Origin of the sequence: Chitinibacter sp. GC72, assembly GCF_009760905.1 — a bacterium.
Taxonomy (GTDB): Bacteria; Pseudomonadota; Gammaproteobacteria; order Burkholderiales; family Chitinibacteraceae; genus Chitinibacter.
Genome location: NZ_VIRW01000003.1, coordinates 132,790 through 150,059, shown reverse-complemented (window position 1 = coordinate 150,059; position 17,270 = coordinate 132,790). Strand labels below are relative to the sequence as shown.

Below are 17,270 nucleotides of genomic sequence, written 5' to 3'. Positions count from 1 at the left end.
CGCATACTTGAGGAATAAAGCAGCAAGCACTTAACATGATGTTTCATGCACACGGATCGTGTGTATATCTTCTACATTGGATCGTTCCCATGAGTTCCTTGCCACTTGCCGACTCCGTTCCCGCTGGCGAAGACAAAGATAAAATCGCCGCTCAAGCTCGTCAAAAATTCTTGGGGGCACTCGCCAACAACACGAAATGGAACGAGTTAATCAGTCACATGCGCAGCCTCGACGGCTGGCGTCCTTCATATCGCTCAAAATGGGTCAACGGCTTTGTTTCTGGCTGGGATATCGAGTGGTTCTATCACCTTCCACTCCCATTCGTCGGAGTCGAATGGCTCGATATAGGGCTGCATGAGCACGTCTACCGAGGGCGGCTCTTGCACCCAGCCATTGTTGATCATTCACCAGAAATACTTACGAAGCTAAAAGAGATTGGTTTCGAATTTGAAGCAAGAGGGGATGTCGTCAGAATATGGGGATATCACCCCAAGTCATATGAGGATTTTCTCTTTGACTCAGAGTCGTAGGTTGGGCTAAATGAAATGCAGCCCAACGTTTACAAGCTTTCGCTTTGGGTTTAATTAAGGTCTGCCGGAAAAACCACGCCAGTCTGGCGGCGAATTTCGGTGAGCAATTTGGCTACGATCAGCGAAGTTTCTAGTCCGCGATGTTCCACTTGCCCGGCGGCGATCAGATCGGCGAATGTTTCAGCCTCATAGCGCATGGTGTTATCACTTTGCGGCAGATTGATGCTCTGAGCCGCTCCGCCACGCGGCGTGAATTTCACGTCCAGGCATTGAGAAATTTTGCCAATTGTCAGCGTGCCATCTTCGCCCTGGATTTCGCTGGGGATCAGTGAATCCGAGACTTTTGAATGCACCAGCACCGCTTCGAAATCGCCGTAATCGAGGCAAACCGTGCCATGGCCATCAACGCCGCTTTCGAGCAAGCTGGCAGTGGCAAAAACTGATTTGGGCTCGCCCCACAAGGCCACAGCCGTGGCGAGGCAGTAATAGCCAATATCCATGATCGAGCCATTGGAAAATGCCGGGTTAAACGTATTCGGGTTTTTCCCCTCCAGATAAGCCTGGTAGCGGGATGAATACTGGCAATAGTTGAAAAACACTTTCCGCAGCCGCCCGAGCCGGGGCAAAGCCTGCTGGATCGCCATGAAGTTGGGCAGGTGCGCACCCATAAAGGCTTCGAGCAATACCATCTGATTTTTGCGGGCACAATCGAGCACCGCTTGCGCCTCGCGCAGATTGGACGCCAGCGGTTTTTCACAGATCACGTGTTTTTGATGATTCAGAAACAATAAAGTCTGTGACGCATGCAGGGAATTGGGGCTGGCGATATACACGGCATCGATCAGGTCTGATTGGGCGAGCGCTTCCAGAGAGTCGAAATAATGCGCTACCTGATATTGCGCTCCAAAAGACTCGGCTTTCTGCAGTGCGCGCGAATACACCGCAGTCAGTTGTATCCGGCCTGTTTCGTGCGCGGCATCGACAAAACGTTGGGTAATCCAGTTCGTACCCACCACAGCCAGACGTATCATCAGCAACTCCAGAGAAGATGGCGCAGCAGCCATCAAAGTAGTCATTGTACCTGTACCGATCAGCGCGGGTGATTGACTGCCACGCTGGCTGCAGTATTGATTGCATTAGTATCTCTGTGCAGGCGCAGCAATTCACGACCTAATACTTTTACCAAGAGGCACAAGCAGCTGACGTATCAAGCACAGAAAACCTTGCATTAGTTTGACTGAGCCAACAATTATCCGGATCATCATTCGTTTTGTTTCCCTATTCAATAAACGATATGATCCGGATTGTTTTCAGAGGCGAGTTACAGGCTGGCAAGCAGCGCGAGGAAGTGGCACCACGTCTTGCTGCGGCGTTGAATATTCCGCTCGCGCAGGCTCAGGCGCTGTTTTCCGGCTCACCAGTTATCCTTAAACGCAATCTGCCCCGCGCTGACTTCCCGCGCTACGCCGAAAATCTGTCGCGTCTCGGCATTGTCGTCGAAATGGAAGATGAAGTACCTGCGTCGGCAACGCTGCCTACTGCACCTGCACCTGCACCAATCAAAGCTGAGCCGGGCACACCGGCACCGATCCCACTGCCAGCGGCTGAATCCGCGCCAGCCGATGACGAAAATCTGCTCTTTCCTTCGCTGTTTGGCGCGGCACCCAGTTCAGTGTCCAATTCAGCACCCAGCCCGACTCTCGCACCCGTCGATACAGTAGCAACAGCCGCTGCGCCCATGGCTTTGGTGACTGAGGTCGAACAGATCAATTGCCCCAAATGCGGCACATTGCAGCCCAAACGCACGCTGTGCCGGGAGTGCAGCGTGGATATGCCACGTTTTGCCGCCGCACAGACACAAATTAGCACTGAACCGGCCATCATCAGCTCGCCCAATGGTCAGCCTATGCACGCCAGCCAGATTGCGCCTGACATTGATCCGGCGGACGGTGCCGAAGACACGCCCGCATTCCGTGGCATGAGCTTAGAAGGCCGCCTTTGCCGTATCCGTTACATGGCTTATGCAGTGGGCGCGATGCTGATTGCCGGCCTAGTTTTTGGCCTGATGATTCCGCTGGGGTTGATACGCAACTGGGTCGGCGTCGGTTTCTTTGGCTTACTCTTTCTCGGCTACCTGATCCGCCTGAGCACGCTGCGCCTGCACGATATGGATCGCAGCGGCTGGTGGCAGCTGATCCTGATCCCGATTGTCCTGTTGCAGGGTTTTGGCGCGTACAAACTCTCAACATCCGGCTCTTCGCTGCTGTTCAACCTGAGCAGCCTGCTAACGATGCTCTTTACGCTCTGGCTGATACTCTGGCCTGGCGACAGAAAGGGCAATGGCTTTGGTTTTCCGAATGAGCGCAATACCGGGCTGGGCTATTTCGGTGCCGTACTGTTCTCTTTGTCACTGATTAGTGGCGGCATCGGTGCCAAGCAAAATCGTTTGCCGGGTCTGCCCAATGAGCAACAGGCGGCACAACACGCCATGATCACGCTGTATTGCACCAGCAATGACGAGCCATGCGTTGAGGCGCGCGACTGGTTTAGCAATAATCCGGACTACGTCTACATCGATTGCAATATCGAGACATCCCCGGCTTGCCGCAGCGAGTTTGACCGCATTGGCGATTCTGTCGTGCCGCTGGTGGTGGTCGGCAACCAGCAGCACAACACTTTTGATCCGCAATGGTTAGAGAAGGAAGTGGTCACCCAAACGCTGCTCGGTAGCCAAGCTACCACCGAGGAATAACGGGACCAACGACACCTCATGCTGATTCTGCCCTTACCTTCCGCACCTGACTGGCGTCGCCCACCCTGGGTGACGCTGGGTATCATCACGCTATGCTGCTTTATTTACCTCTTCTTGCAGCTCAGCGACGAGCCGATCGAGGACAAAGCCTACAGCCTTTATTATTCGCAAGAGCTCGATCAACTCGAGCTGCCGCGCTACCTTGAGCATTTAAGCCAGACCGGCAAGTCAGCAAAGGTAGAAGAGCTGAAATCACACAAGGCAGGCGACCATTTCACTTTGCTAAGCATGCAGGCCGACGAGGATTTCATGCGCCGCCTGCACAATGATGAAATCGTCAAACGCGATGAACCACGCTGGGCAGATTGGAAAAAACAGCGCGCGGCGTTCGAGGACATCCTCGCGCAAAGCTTTACCGACCGCTTTATCCTCAAGCCCGCCAATCCGACCTGGTACAGCCTGCTAATGCATATGTTCATGCATGGCAGCATCGACCACCTGCTCGGCAATATGATCGTGCTGTTTATCGTCGGCTACACCGTCGAGGCCGCACTGGGCGGATGGCGCTACCTGGCCTTTTATCTGCTCGCCGGACTGGGTGCAACCAGCGCCGATCTTGTTCTGAGCTCGGACAGTTTTATCGGCTCGCTCGGCGCATCGGGGGCGATTGCCGGTGTGATGGCGATGTTTGTCGTGATTTACGGCATGCGGAAAATCCGCTTTTTCTATTACGTGATTTTCTATATGGGCACGCTGCAGGCCTCGGCGCTGTTGATGCTGCTGGTCTGGCTGGGCAAGGAATTGCTGCAAAAAGCGATGAATCCCGGCAGCAATATAAATTACTACGCCCACTTCTGCGGGCTCTTGGCCGGCACCCTGCTCGCCACACTATTTCGCTGGCAGCGTGGCTGGCAGACCGCCGACCATGTCATCGCCGAAGAAAACAGCACTGAGCGCCGCAAACAGCAAGCGCAAGCCGAAAAACTGCTCGCGCAATTACAGTTTGAACCCGCCGCCCGGCTGCTGGCCAAGCTTGCGCAAGCCAATCCGGGCGATCATCAGTTGCTCACGGATTTTTTCCAAACCGCGAAAATGCAGGCCGATACCGGGCTACGCCAGTGCGCCTGTCATCTGATCCTGCGCCAGAATCCGGGCGCAGCGCTCACCGCCGAGGCCTGGCAACAACTGCTTGAGCTGAAAGCGCCATTGCCGCAGCTATCCACCAGCGACTGGATGCGCCTTGCGGTGAGTTGGATCGACGCGGGCCTGCTCCACCCCGCCGAAACGCTGCTGTCCATGCTGATCCGCAAAGCCAGCCATCACGTCGGCTTATCGGCGCAACTTTATCGGCTGGGTCATGGTTTCCAGCGCGCAGGCAATACTGAGGGCGCACTATCCTGCTGGCGCACACTGATCCGCCAATACCCGGATTCACCCGAAGCGAGGCTCGTTCGCAAGCCCCAGTAGATTCTTCCCGGAATTCGCTGCGCTATTGTAGGTCGGGTTAGGCCACGCAAGGTCGTTGGATATTTTGATCGCATGATGGCCGTAACCCGACAAGCTCTTGAATTGACAAAAAATGTCGGGTTACGGCCTTTTCACGTTTGCGATCTTTCGAACGATAGAGAAGGCCTAACCCGACCTACGAAGCATGGGTATATGGATATAGGACAATTCATATATTGGCTTTAAGGCAATACATAGCAGGGTATGCGTGAGCGCTACGAGGTCTGCAAGCGCTGGATCACCGTTTGCAATTGCAGCGCTTCATCACGCACAGCATGGTTAGGAAAACGCTGCAACAGCATATCGAGGATTTTGAGCGCCTGTGCATCGTTGCGCAGATGCTCGGAAGCGAGCCGTGCGCCCAGCAGCAGTATTTCAGGCAAGGCGGCATGATTGCCAAACTGCTGGTCGAACCCTTTAACCAGCATCAGCGTCAGATCGTGCCGATGCGCATTCAGTGCCGCCCGGCCGAGCGCGGCACGCACATACCCATCCGCAGGTAGATAGGCCGGATGAAGACGGCGAACGGACTCCAGTACGCGCAAACCAAGATCGTCACGTTTTTGCTGCAGCAGAAACGACAAATAGCGATCCGCTTCGCGCGGCAGCTCGCCGCGATGTGGCGCAGATGCCAGCAGCAACTTGAAATAACCTTCGCGCAAGCTTAGATCCTGCGGATTGGCCTGCACAGCGCCAGCCAGCAAGCGGATAGCCTCGCCAACTTGCCCTGAGCGCACCAGCTCTCCGGCTTGGGCAAGCTGGCTGCGTGCGTCGGATTTTGCGGGATTCTCGACCTGTGCCTTGGCGCCACCACTCTGCTCAATGCCGAGTGCCTCGTGATACTGGTGCAGCACATAGCCCATCAAGGCGTACATCACGATCACGAAGTACATATTGATAAAGAAGAACAACAGCGGCGTGATCGCCTCGGGCAAGCGCGGCAGCAGCAAGGAGGACGCTGCGGCGCCACTGCCTGTGAGCAAACTCAGACATCCCCACAAACCCAGATAGGGCAAGCCAATCGTGCGCATGATCCGCCACAACTCATCCGGATTCATCGATTCGGCAAGGTCGTCAGTCAAGGCCAGCACCATGATGCTGGCCGGAATTAGCAGCAGCAAACCCAGTGACACCACAATCAGCGCAACCTGACCCATCAGCTCGCCAAAGGCACTCCCGACCAGACCGGCCAGCAAGGGAATCAGCGCAGCGCCGATCACCAGTACCAGAAACTGCTTGTACGGCCGGTAGGGGTGCTCCTGCGTGTTTTCAAGCCAGGCCTGCTCATCCGCCTTACCCATCGCAATACGCTCCAATACTTTGAACGCATGCCGCAGCAGCGCGACGAACAACAGCCCGCTCAGTACGAAATAAATGATCCCGCCGTCGCTGACGACATTAAGTAGCCAGAAAGCTATCGACAGCAAGGAAAGGCTCAGTAGCGAATCAAATTTGAACGGATAGGCAAAAAAGAAAGGAAAGCGCTCCCAAAAAGGAGCAATTGCAGGCTGGCGCATGGGAAAGATAGGCAGAGGAGAATGCTAAGCACTCTATCAGACTTCGCTGTCAGCCTGAAGTCAATAGCAGCAAAGACTTCTGCTACAGGAGCGGGCCAACCGTAAACCGGATTGATGCCCAATCCGCTGCAGACTCGGCCAGAATCAGCTTGAATCGGCCAGCTCAAGGCTTCAACCCGAGCGATTTGGCTGGCCGTTAAATATAGGGCTTGATCAGTTCCTGCTGGGGCTGATTTTGAAAATACGGGAAATGGGCGCGTTGCTTTGCGGGCCAAACCAGCGGTTGAATATGGCTGCCGCTTCGCCGGAGGTTTCCATCTCGACCAGCGCACGATTGATGGCCGCTTGCAGGGTTTTTTCGCCCTTGGGCATGCCCACGGCATACACTTCCAGCGCTAGCGCAAAATCGCTGATGGCGTAGCGCTGGCGCTGTGCTTCGGGCATTTTATTGAGCGTCATCGCCAGCACAGGCGCATCGTCGACCACGCCTTCGACAATATCGGCATTCAACGCTTTGATAGTTTCCGGTACATCATCAAATTCGGCCAGCTTAGTTTTGGCAAACGATTGACGAATCAGCTTGGCGCCGGTGGAGGCATTCACGGCCGTCAGATAAGCACCCGCCAGATCCTGCTCGGACTTGAAGCGCCCTTTTTTGGCCAGCACACGGGTATCGGTCACAAAATAGCCCACGCTAAAATCCACCAGCTTTTCCCGCTCTGGCGTGCGCGAGAGCACCGCCACCACGATATCGGCCTTGCCCTGCTGCAGCCATGGCAGCCTGTCATTGGACTCCAGCGTTCTAAATACAGGCTTCACATTCAAACGCTTGGCAATGCCTTGCGCAAATTCAATGTCATAGCCTTTCAGAATGCGCGTTTGCGGGTCCAGCAGTGAAAATGGCGGCGAAGAATCACGCACGCCAATCACAATCAGACCATTGCGCTGTATCGATTCCAGCGAAGCCGCGTGCACGGCGTTGATCGTTAAGGCCAGCACAATACCCCAGAGCGTTTTAATCATCATTTTCCCCTTGTTTTTGCCACGTCTCTATTAATGTAACTGCTTTTTAGCCAATGACTTACAGCATCGCGCAAACGCAGACAGGGGCGCAGTGTAGGGGAAAATCAGGCGGCAGCCTGTTGGGGAAATAACTCATCCGGTGAAAGAGCGAAGTAAGCGCACAAGGGCTGCGGGGCTTTGCTTTGCCGATCGCATCCGTACCGATTCTGGCCTGAAGCAAAGCCGAGCGCGGTTTTCTGATTTTAAGTGAGCGCTTTGCTACGCCGCATCAGGCCATCAGCAGCGCCTTGAGCTCCTGCCACAGAAAAAAAGAGCCCACCAGCAAGAGCAGGCACAGGCCGGTGAACGCGCCCAGCACCCGCGTGGCCTGATAAAAATAAAGCCAGGTATTGCTCTGAATGCGTTTATAGCCGCCAGTTCTGGACGCATACCACACCGCAGCAATATACGCGCCCATCCCATCATCGGCATCACCAAAGGCGATGGTGTTTTTTTCCGGCAGCGCGTCGTGGTAGTGGTCTTTTAAATAGTCATACACCAGACGCGCACAAACCAGATACAGCAAAGAGCCAATAAATGAACCCAGAATGAGGGTGGGGAAAACATAGCTGTAAAAAAATTCCATAACCCGACCCTATTGATTGAGATGACCCGAAAATTTCACATCAAAGACTTCGTTATCCGCCAGACTCACGGCAACGGACTCTCCTTCGAAGCGCATTTCATATTCCCACTTCATACCACCCGAAGGGTACTGGGCTTGCAACTGCAAAGTATTGGCGTCAAGCCAGCGGCCACGCAGCGCCAGAATCTCGCCATTTTGCTGCGGATCGCTCTGCAGCCGGTACGCGCCATCAAAACCGACTTTCCACTCACTACCCGCTGAGTGGGAACGCCAAGCCGCTTGATTCGACCATTCCACGCGGCAATTCATAGCACCGGCGTCGCCTAGATCGGGCGTGAGTTCGATCGAACTCATTCCGCTTGGATTGTCGTCCAGCTGCCATTGCTTGCCGTGCCACTGCTGGCCGATCTGGATGGAGTTAACCTCCGGCTTGGCGCTGGCTATTGAGGCAAGCACGGTGTTCAGTTTGTGTTGCGCCGCCGGGTTGTCCGCTAGCGGCGCTTCATTCATTGAGCGTGTTAGCAAGGGATAAAGCTCGTACCACTCCTTGGTTTGCTCATTGAATTTGCCCGTAACCACCATGACCACCCGATCTTTCGGTGAGGCAATAATCATCTGCCCATGCCGCCCTTGCGCCTGAAAAATGCCTTGCTGGGGGTTGATCCAGAATCCACGGCGATATTGCATTCCGAAGGCGGCGGGCAAACCCTCGGCGAGCAGTTGATTCGTCCAGCCTGCGGGCAGCAAACGCTCGTCTGCGATCACCCCATCATCCAGCCAGAACTGCCCCAGCCGGGCCATATCGGTGGGTTTGAGGTATAACCCTGCTTCGCCGATGGTATGGCCTTGCGAATCGCTGGCCCAGCGATAATCGGCAATCCCCAGCCGGGCAAACAATTGATTGCTCGCCACTTGCGCCATAGTCTCGCCCCAGGCTTGCTCTATCACGCCCGAGAGCAGGTTGGTATTGCCGCCGTTATAGCTAAATTCGCTACCTGGCTTGCTAGACAGGGGCTGGCCGATCACAAATTGCTGCTGATTGGCGCTGCGATACATCTGGTAAATCGTCGAGTCAGGGGTATATGGCCATTCATTCCACTGCAGGCCAGAGCGCATATCGAGCAAATGCGCCAGCGTCAGCTTCTTCTTGGCCGCATCACGCTCTTTGCGCGCCAGCGCCGGATAAAACGGCAGTACGGGCTGTTTTATACTGCTCAGTTTGTTCTGCTGCAGGCTGATGCCCAGTAGCGTCGAGACCACCGACTTGGTGACCGAGCGCATATCGTGCAATTGATTAGGTGCATAGGGATAGAAGTAGCTATCGAGTACCACTTTGCCATTGCGCATCAGCAGTAGGCTATCAATCGCCCAGCCTTCGCTCTCTATCATTTGCAGCAAGCTAGCGAGCTTATTGGAATCAAAACCCTGCGATTCCGGGCTGGCGCTGGGTAACTCGGCGGCGTGCACGCTGGCCGTGATGGCCAAGGAAATTGCGATTGATTTATACATACTCCCCTCTGTATCAAGCCATAAGTCATATCTATATTGATCCTCAGATATATACCCCTACTAGCACATATCTAACTCAGCGCAGGGGGTGCAGCGGACGGGTTTGAAGCGTTCGCGGTTGCTGCCGGACAAACTCGGTTGCTCGCACACCACGCGGCAAAAATCGCGCCGTGGGGCGTGCGTGGTTTTGGGGGCGGCCAATGCGGGACAGGCCAGCAAAATCATCAATAGCGGCAGCACCGAGGGATTGTGTGGGGTGATCATTCTGCCAACTTTGCTGACTGCCTTCATTCTCTACCCCCGTTCGGCTTGCCTTCTCGGTTTATGTTTTCAATCTGCGCCGCTTGCGCACCGGCAAATACCAGCGAGTGTGGATCTGCATGTCGGTGTGCAAGCGCTGCTGCGCATTGCTCATTGGCACTTCCAGATAGCCTGCGCGATCGGCGAATTCCCACTCACTCGTGGGTAGCCAGTAGTTGTAAAAATACTCAACCACCAGCGCCTCATCGGCCATCCGCCCCGCAAAATCAATCACTACAAACTGCCCGCCGGCTATCTCGTCAAACAGAATGTCGTAATGGCCGGCCTTGCGCTGCGCGGCGCTCAGCACCCGATTTTCATCCACCACAAAGCCCGCTTCGTAGCGGCACAAGGCCACGTCGGTGATATTGAGGTTGTCGATACTGCGTGCGATCCCCAGCAAATCCGAGCCCATTAAATCGGGCCGCATCAAGCCTTGCATCACCGCCCACTGTAATAGCTCGCGCCACAGATCAAGTATTTGCTCGCCCTGCACGCCCTGCCGCCAGATATAGGCACGGCGAAATGCGGGCTTGTGTTCAATGCGCAAATCGCGGATATAGCATGGGCGCTGCCCTTGCCGCACGGCGACAAATTCTTCGCTGCGCTGCAAATACAGGCCCGATAGTAGCTGAGGAGCAGGCTCGCTCGTTTTGCAATTCTTGCTGTCTTTTTGCTCCGAGCTGTCGCGCCAGCGCCAGAATTGCCCGTCGTGCTGCCAGAAATCGCCTTTGCGCCATTCGCTGGCGGTCATGCCAAAGTGCGCGCGAAAAGCTCGCGCCAGCAGCGCCTGCGATTTAAAGCCGCATTGCACGGCAATCTCCAGCATCGGTATCGCTGGCCGCACAAACAGCATGTGCGCGGCACGCTCAACCCGGATACGGCGCAAAAAGTCATTCGGCGTTTCATGGGTGAAAGCGGTAAACACCCGGTGAAAATGAAAAGCCGATAGATGTGCGGCGCTGGCCACATCAGCCAGACACAGATCTTCTTCACAGTGGCGGCGGATATAGTCTTGCGCCAGATGAATGCGGCGGGAGTAATCGTTGGACATAGCGTTGACCATACCCTGCAGGGTATGGCTCCATCAGCGTCAAAAGCAAAGAGCTGGGATGATATACCCGGTTAGTTCTTTTTACTCGCTGACAGTGGATGGCGGCCCGGAAGTGTGTGTTGTCAGTGCGCTATTGACGCCGCGCGGGCTGAGATAGGCGCGGTAGATGTCATCGTACCAACGGATGCCCTCGCCCTCGATCTGGGCGGGCCAGTAGACAAAATACACGCGCACCGGCTCGGCCAGCGCTTCGGTATAGGTTTTCTTGCTGGCGATGCGGCGGCTGATTTGCTGCTCGTTCACGCCCAGCGCCCACGATGCCAGCGCCTGCCATTCCTGCACCCGCACACAGCCGGACGAAGCGGCGCGATTTTCCTTGCCAAACAGACCCTTGCTCGGCGTGTCGTGCAAATAAATGCCATTGCTGGCCGTAAGCTCGAATTTAAGCCGCCCCAGCGCATTTTTCGCCCCGGGGTCCTGCACATAGCGGTAGCGCCCCAGATCGGTTTCACCGGCTGCCGCCACGGCGGCGGGGTCAACTTCATTGCCCTCAGTATCGAGCATGCGCAGGCGATGCTTTTGTACCTTGGCCAGATTGAGCGTGCCATCCTTGGTGAGATCATTTTTGATCACCACCGGCGGCACACTCCAGTTGGGGTTGTATTTGATCGCGGCAATTTGCGTGCGCAGCAGCGGTGTGGGTCTGTCGTTTTTGCCGATCACAATCCGGGAGCGGATCACGGCCTGACCATTTTCATACGCAACCAGCGTGTAGGCCGGAATATTGATCACCACATAGCGTGCTGGCGCTTGCTCGCGCAGGCTTTGCATTTGCGGCAGCTGCCACTGCAATAGCTCGCGCCTACGCGCATCGGTGAGGTTGAGATTAAAACGGGTCTGCTTGTCGATAATGCCGTCTTCTTTCATCTGCAAGCCCAGCTGATATTCGCGCACGGTGGCGTCCAGCTCGGTATCAAACTCGGTGCTTTTGGCCAGCGAAAAACCCAGCTCGTTCAGCCGCTGGCGCACCAGCGCAACGTCCGCGCCCTTGCTGCCCCGGCGCAGCGGCCGCTGCGCACTGAGCTGCGTGGCAGAAGTATCTGCGTTACCCGGAGCCAGCGACTGGGCGTATTGCGCCAGCGCACTGATTTCGGCTTGCTCTACGGCCTGCGCGGACAATGCTGGCAGACTCAGGGCGAAAACTAGCAAGCAGCGGGCAAACATAGGTCTATCCTCCGGGCGAAATGTACAGATCAATCAGTGCAGGTCAGCCAATATGCCACCATTTCAAATTCACCCGCAAACACATGAAAGGAAGTCGTAATCAATGCCACAGTTTGTGCCCAGTTTTAATGGCGACCACGAAAAGTGCGGTATATCAGGCAGATCCAGCCAGCCATCTTCTGCCTGAGCGCGCAGCAGTGCCGGAAACAACACGGTATAATCGCGCCATGCCCATGATTATCCGCCCCATACAAAACAAAGACCTCGCCAGCGCCAGCCTGGCGATTAGCGAAGCCACGCAAGCGTGCACCGCGCTGGATCAAACCGATGTTGCCGAATTTCTGGCCAGCTGGAATGAAACCGCCAACAGCCTGCTGCACGAGCCTGAGCCCAATCACGCCATTACGCTGGTGGCCCAGATGGGTGACGAAGTAGTCGCCGTGGTGCAGCTCAATCAGGATGGCGAAATCAAGCTGTTTTATGTCACCCCGCGCTGGCAGCGTCGCGGCATTGGCCGTGCGCTGCTGGCCGAGCTGGCCCTCAATGCGCAGTGCATGAATATCAACTCCCTGCAAATTTATAGTAGCAACAATGCGCGGCTTTTCTTTCTGGAACATGGCTTTCACGCCGAACAACACGACTTTAGCGACTGGCTGGTCGCCGATCTGACCAAATGGAAAATTAAATATGAACAGCAAACTACTCACTGACGATCAGCTGGAACAACTTGATGGCTTTCTGATGTCGCCGCGCACCCCCGGCGAAACCATGGACATCGAAATGCTCGATGGCTTTCTGGTGGCGCTGGCCATCGGCCCGGAGGACGTCCCCGAAGCAGAATGGCTACCAGCGATTTTTGCCGGCACGCCGCCCGAATTTGAAGACCACGCTGAAGCCGATGAAATTTTCGGCCTGATCCGCCAGCACGCAGCCAGCATCAAAGCCGCTTTCTCGGTGAGTCGCCGCGATAATCCGGGTGAAAACCCGCTGTATGTGCCGGTGATTCTGTCGGATGAAGATCAGGACGAAAAATGGCAGGAAACCTCGGGCGTATACTGGGCCTCAGGCTTTTACGCCGGCATCGAAGCGCGCGCCCAAGCGTGGGATGCACTGCTCGAAGCCAATGAAGAGCTCGATAGCGCGGTGGAGAAAATCCTCGCGCTGGCGGCCAGCGACGGTGACGAGGCTGACCAATCGCCTAGCGATGAAGTCGGTGCCGAGCCGCTGAAACTACTGAGCATCAAAGAGCGTCAGGAGCGTGTTTCTGAGCTGCCATGGCATATCGAAGACGTAATGTATTACGTGTTGGAAGAGAAATTCGGTAAGGTCGAGCAAGTGGTGCGCGAAGAGCCCAAAGTGGGCCGCAACGACCCCTGCCATTGCGGCTCGGGTAAAAAATTCAAAAAGTGCCACGGCGCTTAAGCGCCTCCTCGGCCAATACCGACCATGCCCAATTGGCGCCAACTGATTAAACCCGCGCGCAACCCGTTTCATGCCTCGCGCATGCTGCTGGGCGCGCTCGCATTTGGCTTGCCGATGGGCTGGTTTGTGCTGAACGGGCAGCATAGCCACGCGGCCTACGCCGGTTTTGGCGTGATTGTGACGCTGTTTATGGACATGGGCAGCACACGCCGCCTGCGGCTGGAAAGCATGCTGCTGGGCAATACGCTGATTCTGGGCGCAGCTTGTCTGAGCCTGCTGCTCAATAGCAGCTGGCTGCTGTGGCTGGGCGGCGTGGTGCTGCTATTTAGCCTGATCGGCAGCAAGCTGGCCGCCGGTTTTGCGCTTGATATGAAGCTACGCATGCTGGCTGCGGCCTATCTGGTCGGTTACCCCGGCACCATGATCAGTGGCGACATGTTGCCGCTTTATCTGCTGGGCGCAGCAGCCACGATGACGCTGAGCACACTTTTTGCGCCGCGCATCAACAACCCTGTCGCGCTGCCTTTGCCGCCACACTGGCGGCAGGACTGGCTCAAGCTACGAGCAGGTGAAACGGCGGGGCTGACTTTTGGCGTTTTTCTGGCGCTGGCTTGTGCGAGCAGTTTTTTTGCCGCGCACGCCTTCAATCTGTATGCACCCAATCTGGCAGCAGTGACCACGCTGATGGTATTTCGCCCCGAACCCAATCGCACCGGATCGACCATCTGGCTGCGGCTGCTGGGCGTCTTGCTCGCCTCGGCGCTGGCTTGGCTGCTGGTTTTTCCGAATCATTCCAACTGGCAATTGCTGGTGCTGATCATTGTGGCGGGCTCGCTGCTGCCGGTGGCATTTGCCAACGGCCTGCTGTATGTCGCCGCACAAATGACCTTCACCATGTATCTGATCCTGGCGCTACTGGGCGTCAGCGGGCAAACGGCGCGGCACTTTGCCGAAATGCGCATTATTGAAACCCTGCTTGGCGCATTGATTGCCGCCATTTTTGCCATGGTGTACGAAATTCTGACTACTAAACCTCAACATCCTCACTAGCCTTTACGAGAGCACCGCATGTACCGTCTTGTTATCCAAGCCCCGCATATCGAAACCCAGCACCTGAAACAGCTCGCCCGCCTCTCTGGCGCACACAGCATCGAAACCGTGCAGCAAAATTCGCAGCACGCGTTTAAATTGCACGGTGCAGAAATTGAAAACGATGAAGCCGTCGCCGATTTTTGCGAATCAAACCAACTCGATTACGCCTTTATCCCCGAAGACCTTAGCGTGCGTGATATTGGCCTGATCGTCATGGACATGGATTCAACGCTAATCACCATCGAATGCATCGACGAAATCGCCGACATGTTTGGCATCAAGCCGCAAGTGGCCGACATCACCGCCGCCGCCATGCGTGGCGAGCTGGATTTCAACGAAAGCCTGACGCGCCGCGTGGCGCTGCTGGCCGGGCTGGAAGAATCGGCGCTCAATCGCGTTTACGAAGAGCGTTTGCAACTGATGCCGGGTGCAGAAGTGATGCTGGCCGGTTTTAAACAAGCCGGGGCCAAATCTCTACTGATTTCCGGCGGATTTACTTTCTTCACCGAAAAACTCAAAGCGCGGCTGGGGCTGGATTACGCAATTGCGAATGTATTAGAAGTTGAGGACGGCAAGCTCACCGGCCGCGTGGTGGGCGACATTATCAATGCCGAGCGCAAACGCAGCGAGCTGATCGCACACCGCGACATGTTGGGCCTGCGCCGCGATCAGGTGGTGGCAATGGGCGACGGCGCCAACGATTTGCCCATGTTGCACGAGGCCGGATTTGGCGTCGCGCTGCACGCCAAACCGAAAGTTCAGCTTGAGGCACCGTATGTAATCAACACCGTGGGCATGGAAGGCGTGTTGAATTATTTTTGCTGAGTTGTAGGGCGTACCGAGCGCAGTGAATTATGCCGCGACACAAGCACTCTTGGGGTGCTTCACAACATGGTGCAATTCGCTATCGCTCAGTGTACCCTACACAGGTATACCCTCATAACATAAACGCAGCAATAAATACAGAGAAATACCCCTACAAGCACAAGCCGGAGAATTGCGTTTTATTCCGGCTGCGACGGCTGTAGGCTTGCGCAGCCTTCTTCGATAAACACCCCATCGGGCAGCAGAATGCCGCGAGGTTGCGGGTGAAAATAAGTCCAAGCCATCATGCGCTCGCCCTGGCGGGTCAGCACTTCGATTGGCTCGCGACAGTAGTCGTCGGGGTGCTGCTCCAGCTGATCGACCCGCGCCAGATCGGCCGGGCTGATCAGATAGAGCTCGCCGTGCACCGGATACAGCGCCGGGGTTTTGGCAAGGAAGGGATATTCAATGGTATAGAGCGCAAAGCTAGCTGTGGTGCGGGCTTCAGCAATATACCCAGCCTCACCCAGCCAGTGATGATTACTCAGTCCACGCTTGAGCGTACCGTAGACAAACAGATAAACCCCGCCTTGCTGCGGCTTCTGCTGCAATGCCATCAGCGCGCCTCAAGCTCGATGCCGGGGATGTCGATGGTGTCACTATCGCTGCAGCGCTTGGCCTGACACAGCTTCACCCGCCAGGTTGCGGGGCGCGTAGCGGGCACGCCTTGCCAGCTGCCGCACCAGACGCCATTGCCGCAATCGGCTTTGATCAACTGACTGGCGAGCACTTCGCGTGTGGTTTCATCGAGCAATAACCAGCGATCCGGCGTGATACCGGGCTGCTCGGTTTTCCAGCTCAGCAAGACCTGCGTGGGCAACAGCCCCTCGCCCAGCTCGGGATCATCCGGCGTGTACAGCGCCAGCGCGGGCTTGGCGGGTGCCAGCTCTGGGCCGAGCATAGCATCGACTTTGAGCACATCCGAGCGAGTACACTGCATCTGGCGGCACAGGCGCACCGCCAGCTGATGTTCGCCATTGGCCAGCGGCACGTCCACCGTTCCGGCCTGACTGTTTTCAGTCTCGTCACTGAATTTATCGGAGCGATAAATCACTTTGCTACCGTTCAGTACTTCCCAGTGTGTGCCCGTTGTACCCCACCACAGATTCCACGCCACGGTCACCTTGCCGTCGGTGGTCACCTGCGGAATCCAGGCAAGCGACGGTGCGCCGGGCTCGCCCGCCTGCACTTCATCGTCGTCACCACTGACCGCGTCGACCCAGGTGCTGGCGCTGGCTTGATTGCACACCGGCGCTTCCAGCGTGCCATTGCACAGCTTGATCACAAAGCGATGCTCACCCGGTATTAGCCTGGCGATCTGGAAGCTGCCGCTTTGCACCGCTTGCATGGGGCCTGCTGCCCCATCGACCATCTGGCTATCTGTAATCTGGTTTTCTGCAGGGGCCCCACCAGAAACATTAATGGTACCGGCCTGCGTGGCCTTGATGCGGCGCGAGAAATCGCGGCCACGGTAGCGCAACTGGTCGTTATCCCACACCTCCCACCACTGAGCGGCCGTGCCAAACCAGATATCCCACGCCAAAGTGAGCCGCCCGGCCTTCATCCGCGGCGGGATGGGGTCGAGTGCAGGCAGCATGGGCTGCTCGACTTGCTGCGCCGGGATACTGGGCCCGCTATTGGCGACAAATTCGGCGGGCTTGATTTCCGGGGCATTGCCCGGCGCGGGCGCGGGTGCCGCCAGCTGCTCGCATTCCAGCACCCCCAGAATTGCCGTCGGCAAACACGCCAATTGCTCGCGCCGCGCTGCCTCGCTGGCGGACAGTAAGATCCCGGCCTGCGATTGCACGCAGAGCAAGGCAAAACACCAAGGTAATAAACGCATTCGGGCTTT

Annotated in this window: 17 protein-coding genes; 7 read left to right on the top strand and 10 right to left on the bottom strand. The window is 56.3% G+C overall.

What is annotated here, in order from left to right; all coding sequences use genetic code 11:
• Positions 1–89: 89 nt before the first annotated feature.
• Positions 90–530, top strand: a complete 441-nt coding sequence (locus tag FLS37_RS04105; protein ID WP_157314669.1) for a DUF6678 family protein — start codon at positions 90–92, stop codon at positions 528–530.
• A gap of 50 nt (positions 531–580) precedes the next feature.
• Here FLS37_RS04105 and FLS37_RS04100 read toward each other — a convergent pair whose 3' ends face one another.
• Positions 581–1,606 carry a Gfo/Idh/MocA family protein gene (locus FLS37_RS04100; RefSeq protein WP_232522482.1) on the bottom strand — a complete coding sequence of 342 codons (1,026 nt, stop codon included), beginning with the start codon at positions 1,604–1,606 and terminating at the stop codon, positions 581–583.
• A gap of 218 nt (positions 1,607–1,824) precedes the next feature.
• Between FLS37_RS04100 and FLS37_RS04095 the strand changes: the two genes are divergently transcribed.
• Positions 1,825–3,282, top strand: a complete 1,458-nt coding sequence (locus FLS37_RS04095) for a DUF805 domain-containing protein (protein ID WP_157314668.1) — start codon at positions 1,825–1,827, stop codon at positions 3,280–3,282.
• Between the two features lie 18 nt (positions 3,283–3,300).
• On the top strand, positions 3,301–4,749 hold the full coding sequence (locus tag FLS37_RS04090; protein ID WP_157314667.1) for a rhomboid family intramembrane serine protease: 1,449 nt from the start codon (positions 3,301–3,303) through the stop codon (positions 4,747–4,749).
• A 254-nt stretch (positions 4,750–5,003) separates the two neighbouring features.
• Here the strand turns inward: FLS37_RS04090 and FLS37_RS04085 are convergent, their stop codons facing one another.
• The 7 genes from FLS37_RS04085 to FLS37_RS04055 form a co-directional block, all read right to left on the bottom strand.
• The gene (locus tag FLS37_RS04085; protein WP_157314666.1) at positions 5,004–6,305 is read right to left on the bottom strand and encodes a hypothetical protein; all 1,302 of its coding nucleotides are present in this window, start codon (positions 6,303–6,305) and stop codon (positions 5,004–5,006) included.
• 213 nt (positions 6,306–6,518) lie between these two features.
• A complete protein-coding gene (locus tag FLS37_RS04080) occupies positions 6,519–7,331 on the bottom strand; it encodes a transporter substrate-binding domain-containing protein (protein ID WP_157314665.1) in 813 nt (270 codons plus the stop codon).
• A 265-nt stretch (positions 7,332–7,596) separates the two neighbouring features.
• Entirely contained in the window at positions 7,597–7,953 is a 357-nt protein-coding gene (locus tag FLS37_RS04075) for a hypothetical protein (RefSeq protein ID WP_157314664.1), read from the bottom strand.
• 9 nt (positions 7,954–7,962) lie between these two features.
• Positions 7,963–9,462, bottom strand: coding sequence for a serine hydrolase (locus tag FLS37_RS04070; protein ID WP_157314663.1), 1,500 nt, complete (start codon positions 9,460–9,462; stop codon positions 7,963–7,965).
• Between the two features lie 60 nt (positions 9,463–9,522).
• Entirely contained in the window at positions 9,523–9,753 is a 231-nt protein-coding gene (locus tag FLS37_RS04065) for a hypothetical protein (RefSeq protein WP_198314477.1), read from the bottom strand.
• 31 nt (positions 9,754–9,784) lie between these two features.
• Positions 9,785–10,816, bottom strand: a complete 1,032-nt coding sequence (locus FLS37_RS04060) for a GyrI-like domain-containing protein (RefSeq protein WP_198314476.1) — start codon at positions 10,814–10,816, stop codon at positions 9,785–9,787.
• Positions 10,817–10,897: 81 nt separating this feature from the next.
• Entirely contained in the window at positions 10,898–12,040 is a 1,143-nt protein-coding gene (locus FLS37_RS04055) for a L,D-transpeptidase family protein (protein WP_157314660.1), read from the bottom strand.
• A gap of 128 nt (positions 12,041–12,168) precedes the next feature.
• Between FLS37_RS04055 and FLS37_RS04050 the strand changes: the two genes are divergently transcribed.
• The 4 genes from FLS37_RS04050 to serB are packed head-to-tail and all read left to right on the top strand — an operon-like array spanning position 12,169 to position 15,379.
• The gene (locus FLS37_RS04050) at positions 12,169–12,750 is read left to right on the top strand and encodes a GNAT family N-acetyltransferase (RefSeq protein ID WP_157314659.1); all 582 of its coding nucleotides are present in this window, start codon (positions 12,169–12,171) and stop codon (positions 12,748–12,750) included.
• Entirely contained in the window at positions 12,728–13,462 is a 735-nt protein-coding gene (locus FLS37_RS04045; RefSeq protein ID WP_157314812.1) for a UPF0149 family protein, read from the top strand. Before FLS37_RS04050 ends, FLS37_RS04045 begins: the two co-directional genes overlap by 23 nt.
• Before the next feature lie 24 nt (positions 13,463–13,486).
• Complete coding sequence (locus tag FLS37_RS04040; RefSeq protein ID WP_157314658.1) at positions 13,487–14,512, top strand: FUSC family protein; 1,026 nt, start codon at positions 13,487–13,489, stop codon at positions 14,510–14,512.
• 18 nt (positions 14,513–14,530) lie between these two features.
• Positions 14,531–15,379 (top strand): phosphoserine phosphatase SerB, encoded by an 849-nt coding sequence (gene serB, locus FLS37_RS04035; RefSeq protein WP_157314657.1) that lies wholly within the window; start codon positions 14,531–14,533, stop codon positions 15,377–15,379.
• Positions 15,380–15,558: 179 nt separating this feature from the next.
• Here the strand turns inward: serB and FLS37_RS04030 are convergent, their stop codons facing one another.
• Both FLS37_RS04030 and FLS37_RS04025 read right to left on the bottom strand, forming a co-directional pair.
• On the bottom strand, positions 15,559–15,975 hold the full coding sequence (locus tag FLS37_RS04030; RefSeq protein ID WP_157314656.1) for a gamma-glutamylcyclotransferase: 417 nt from the start codon (positions 15,973–15,975) through the stop codon (positions 15,559–15,561).
• Positions 15,975–17,261: a chitinase N-terminal domain-containing protein gene (locus FLS37_RS04025; protein WP_157314655.1), complete on the bottom strand. Its 1,287-nt coding sequence runs from the start codon at positions 17,259–17,261 to the stop codon at positions 15,975–15,977. Before FLS37_RS04025 ends, FLS37_RS04030 begins: the two co-directional genes overlap by 1 nt.
• Positions 17,262–17,270 lie beyond the last annotated feature (9 nt).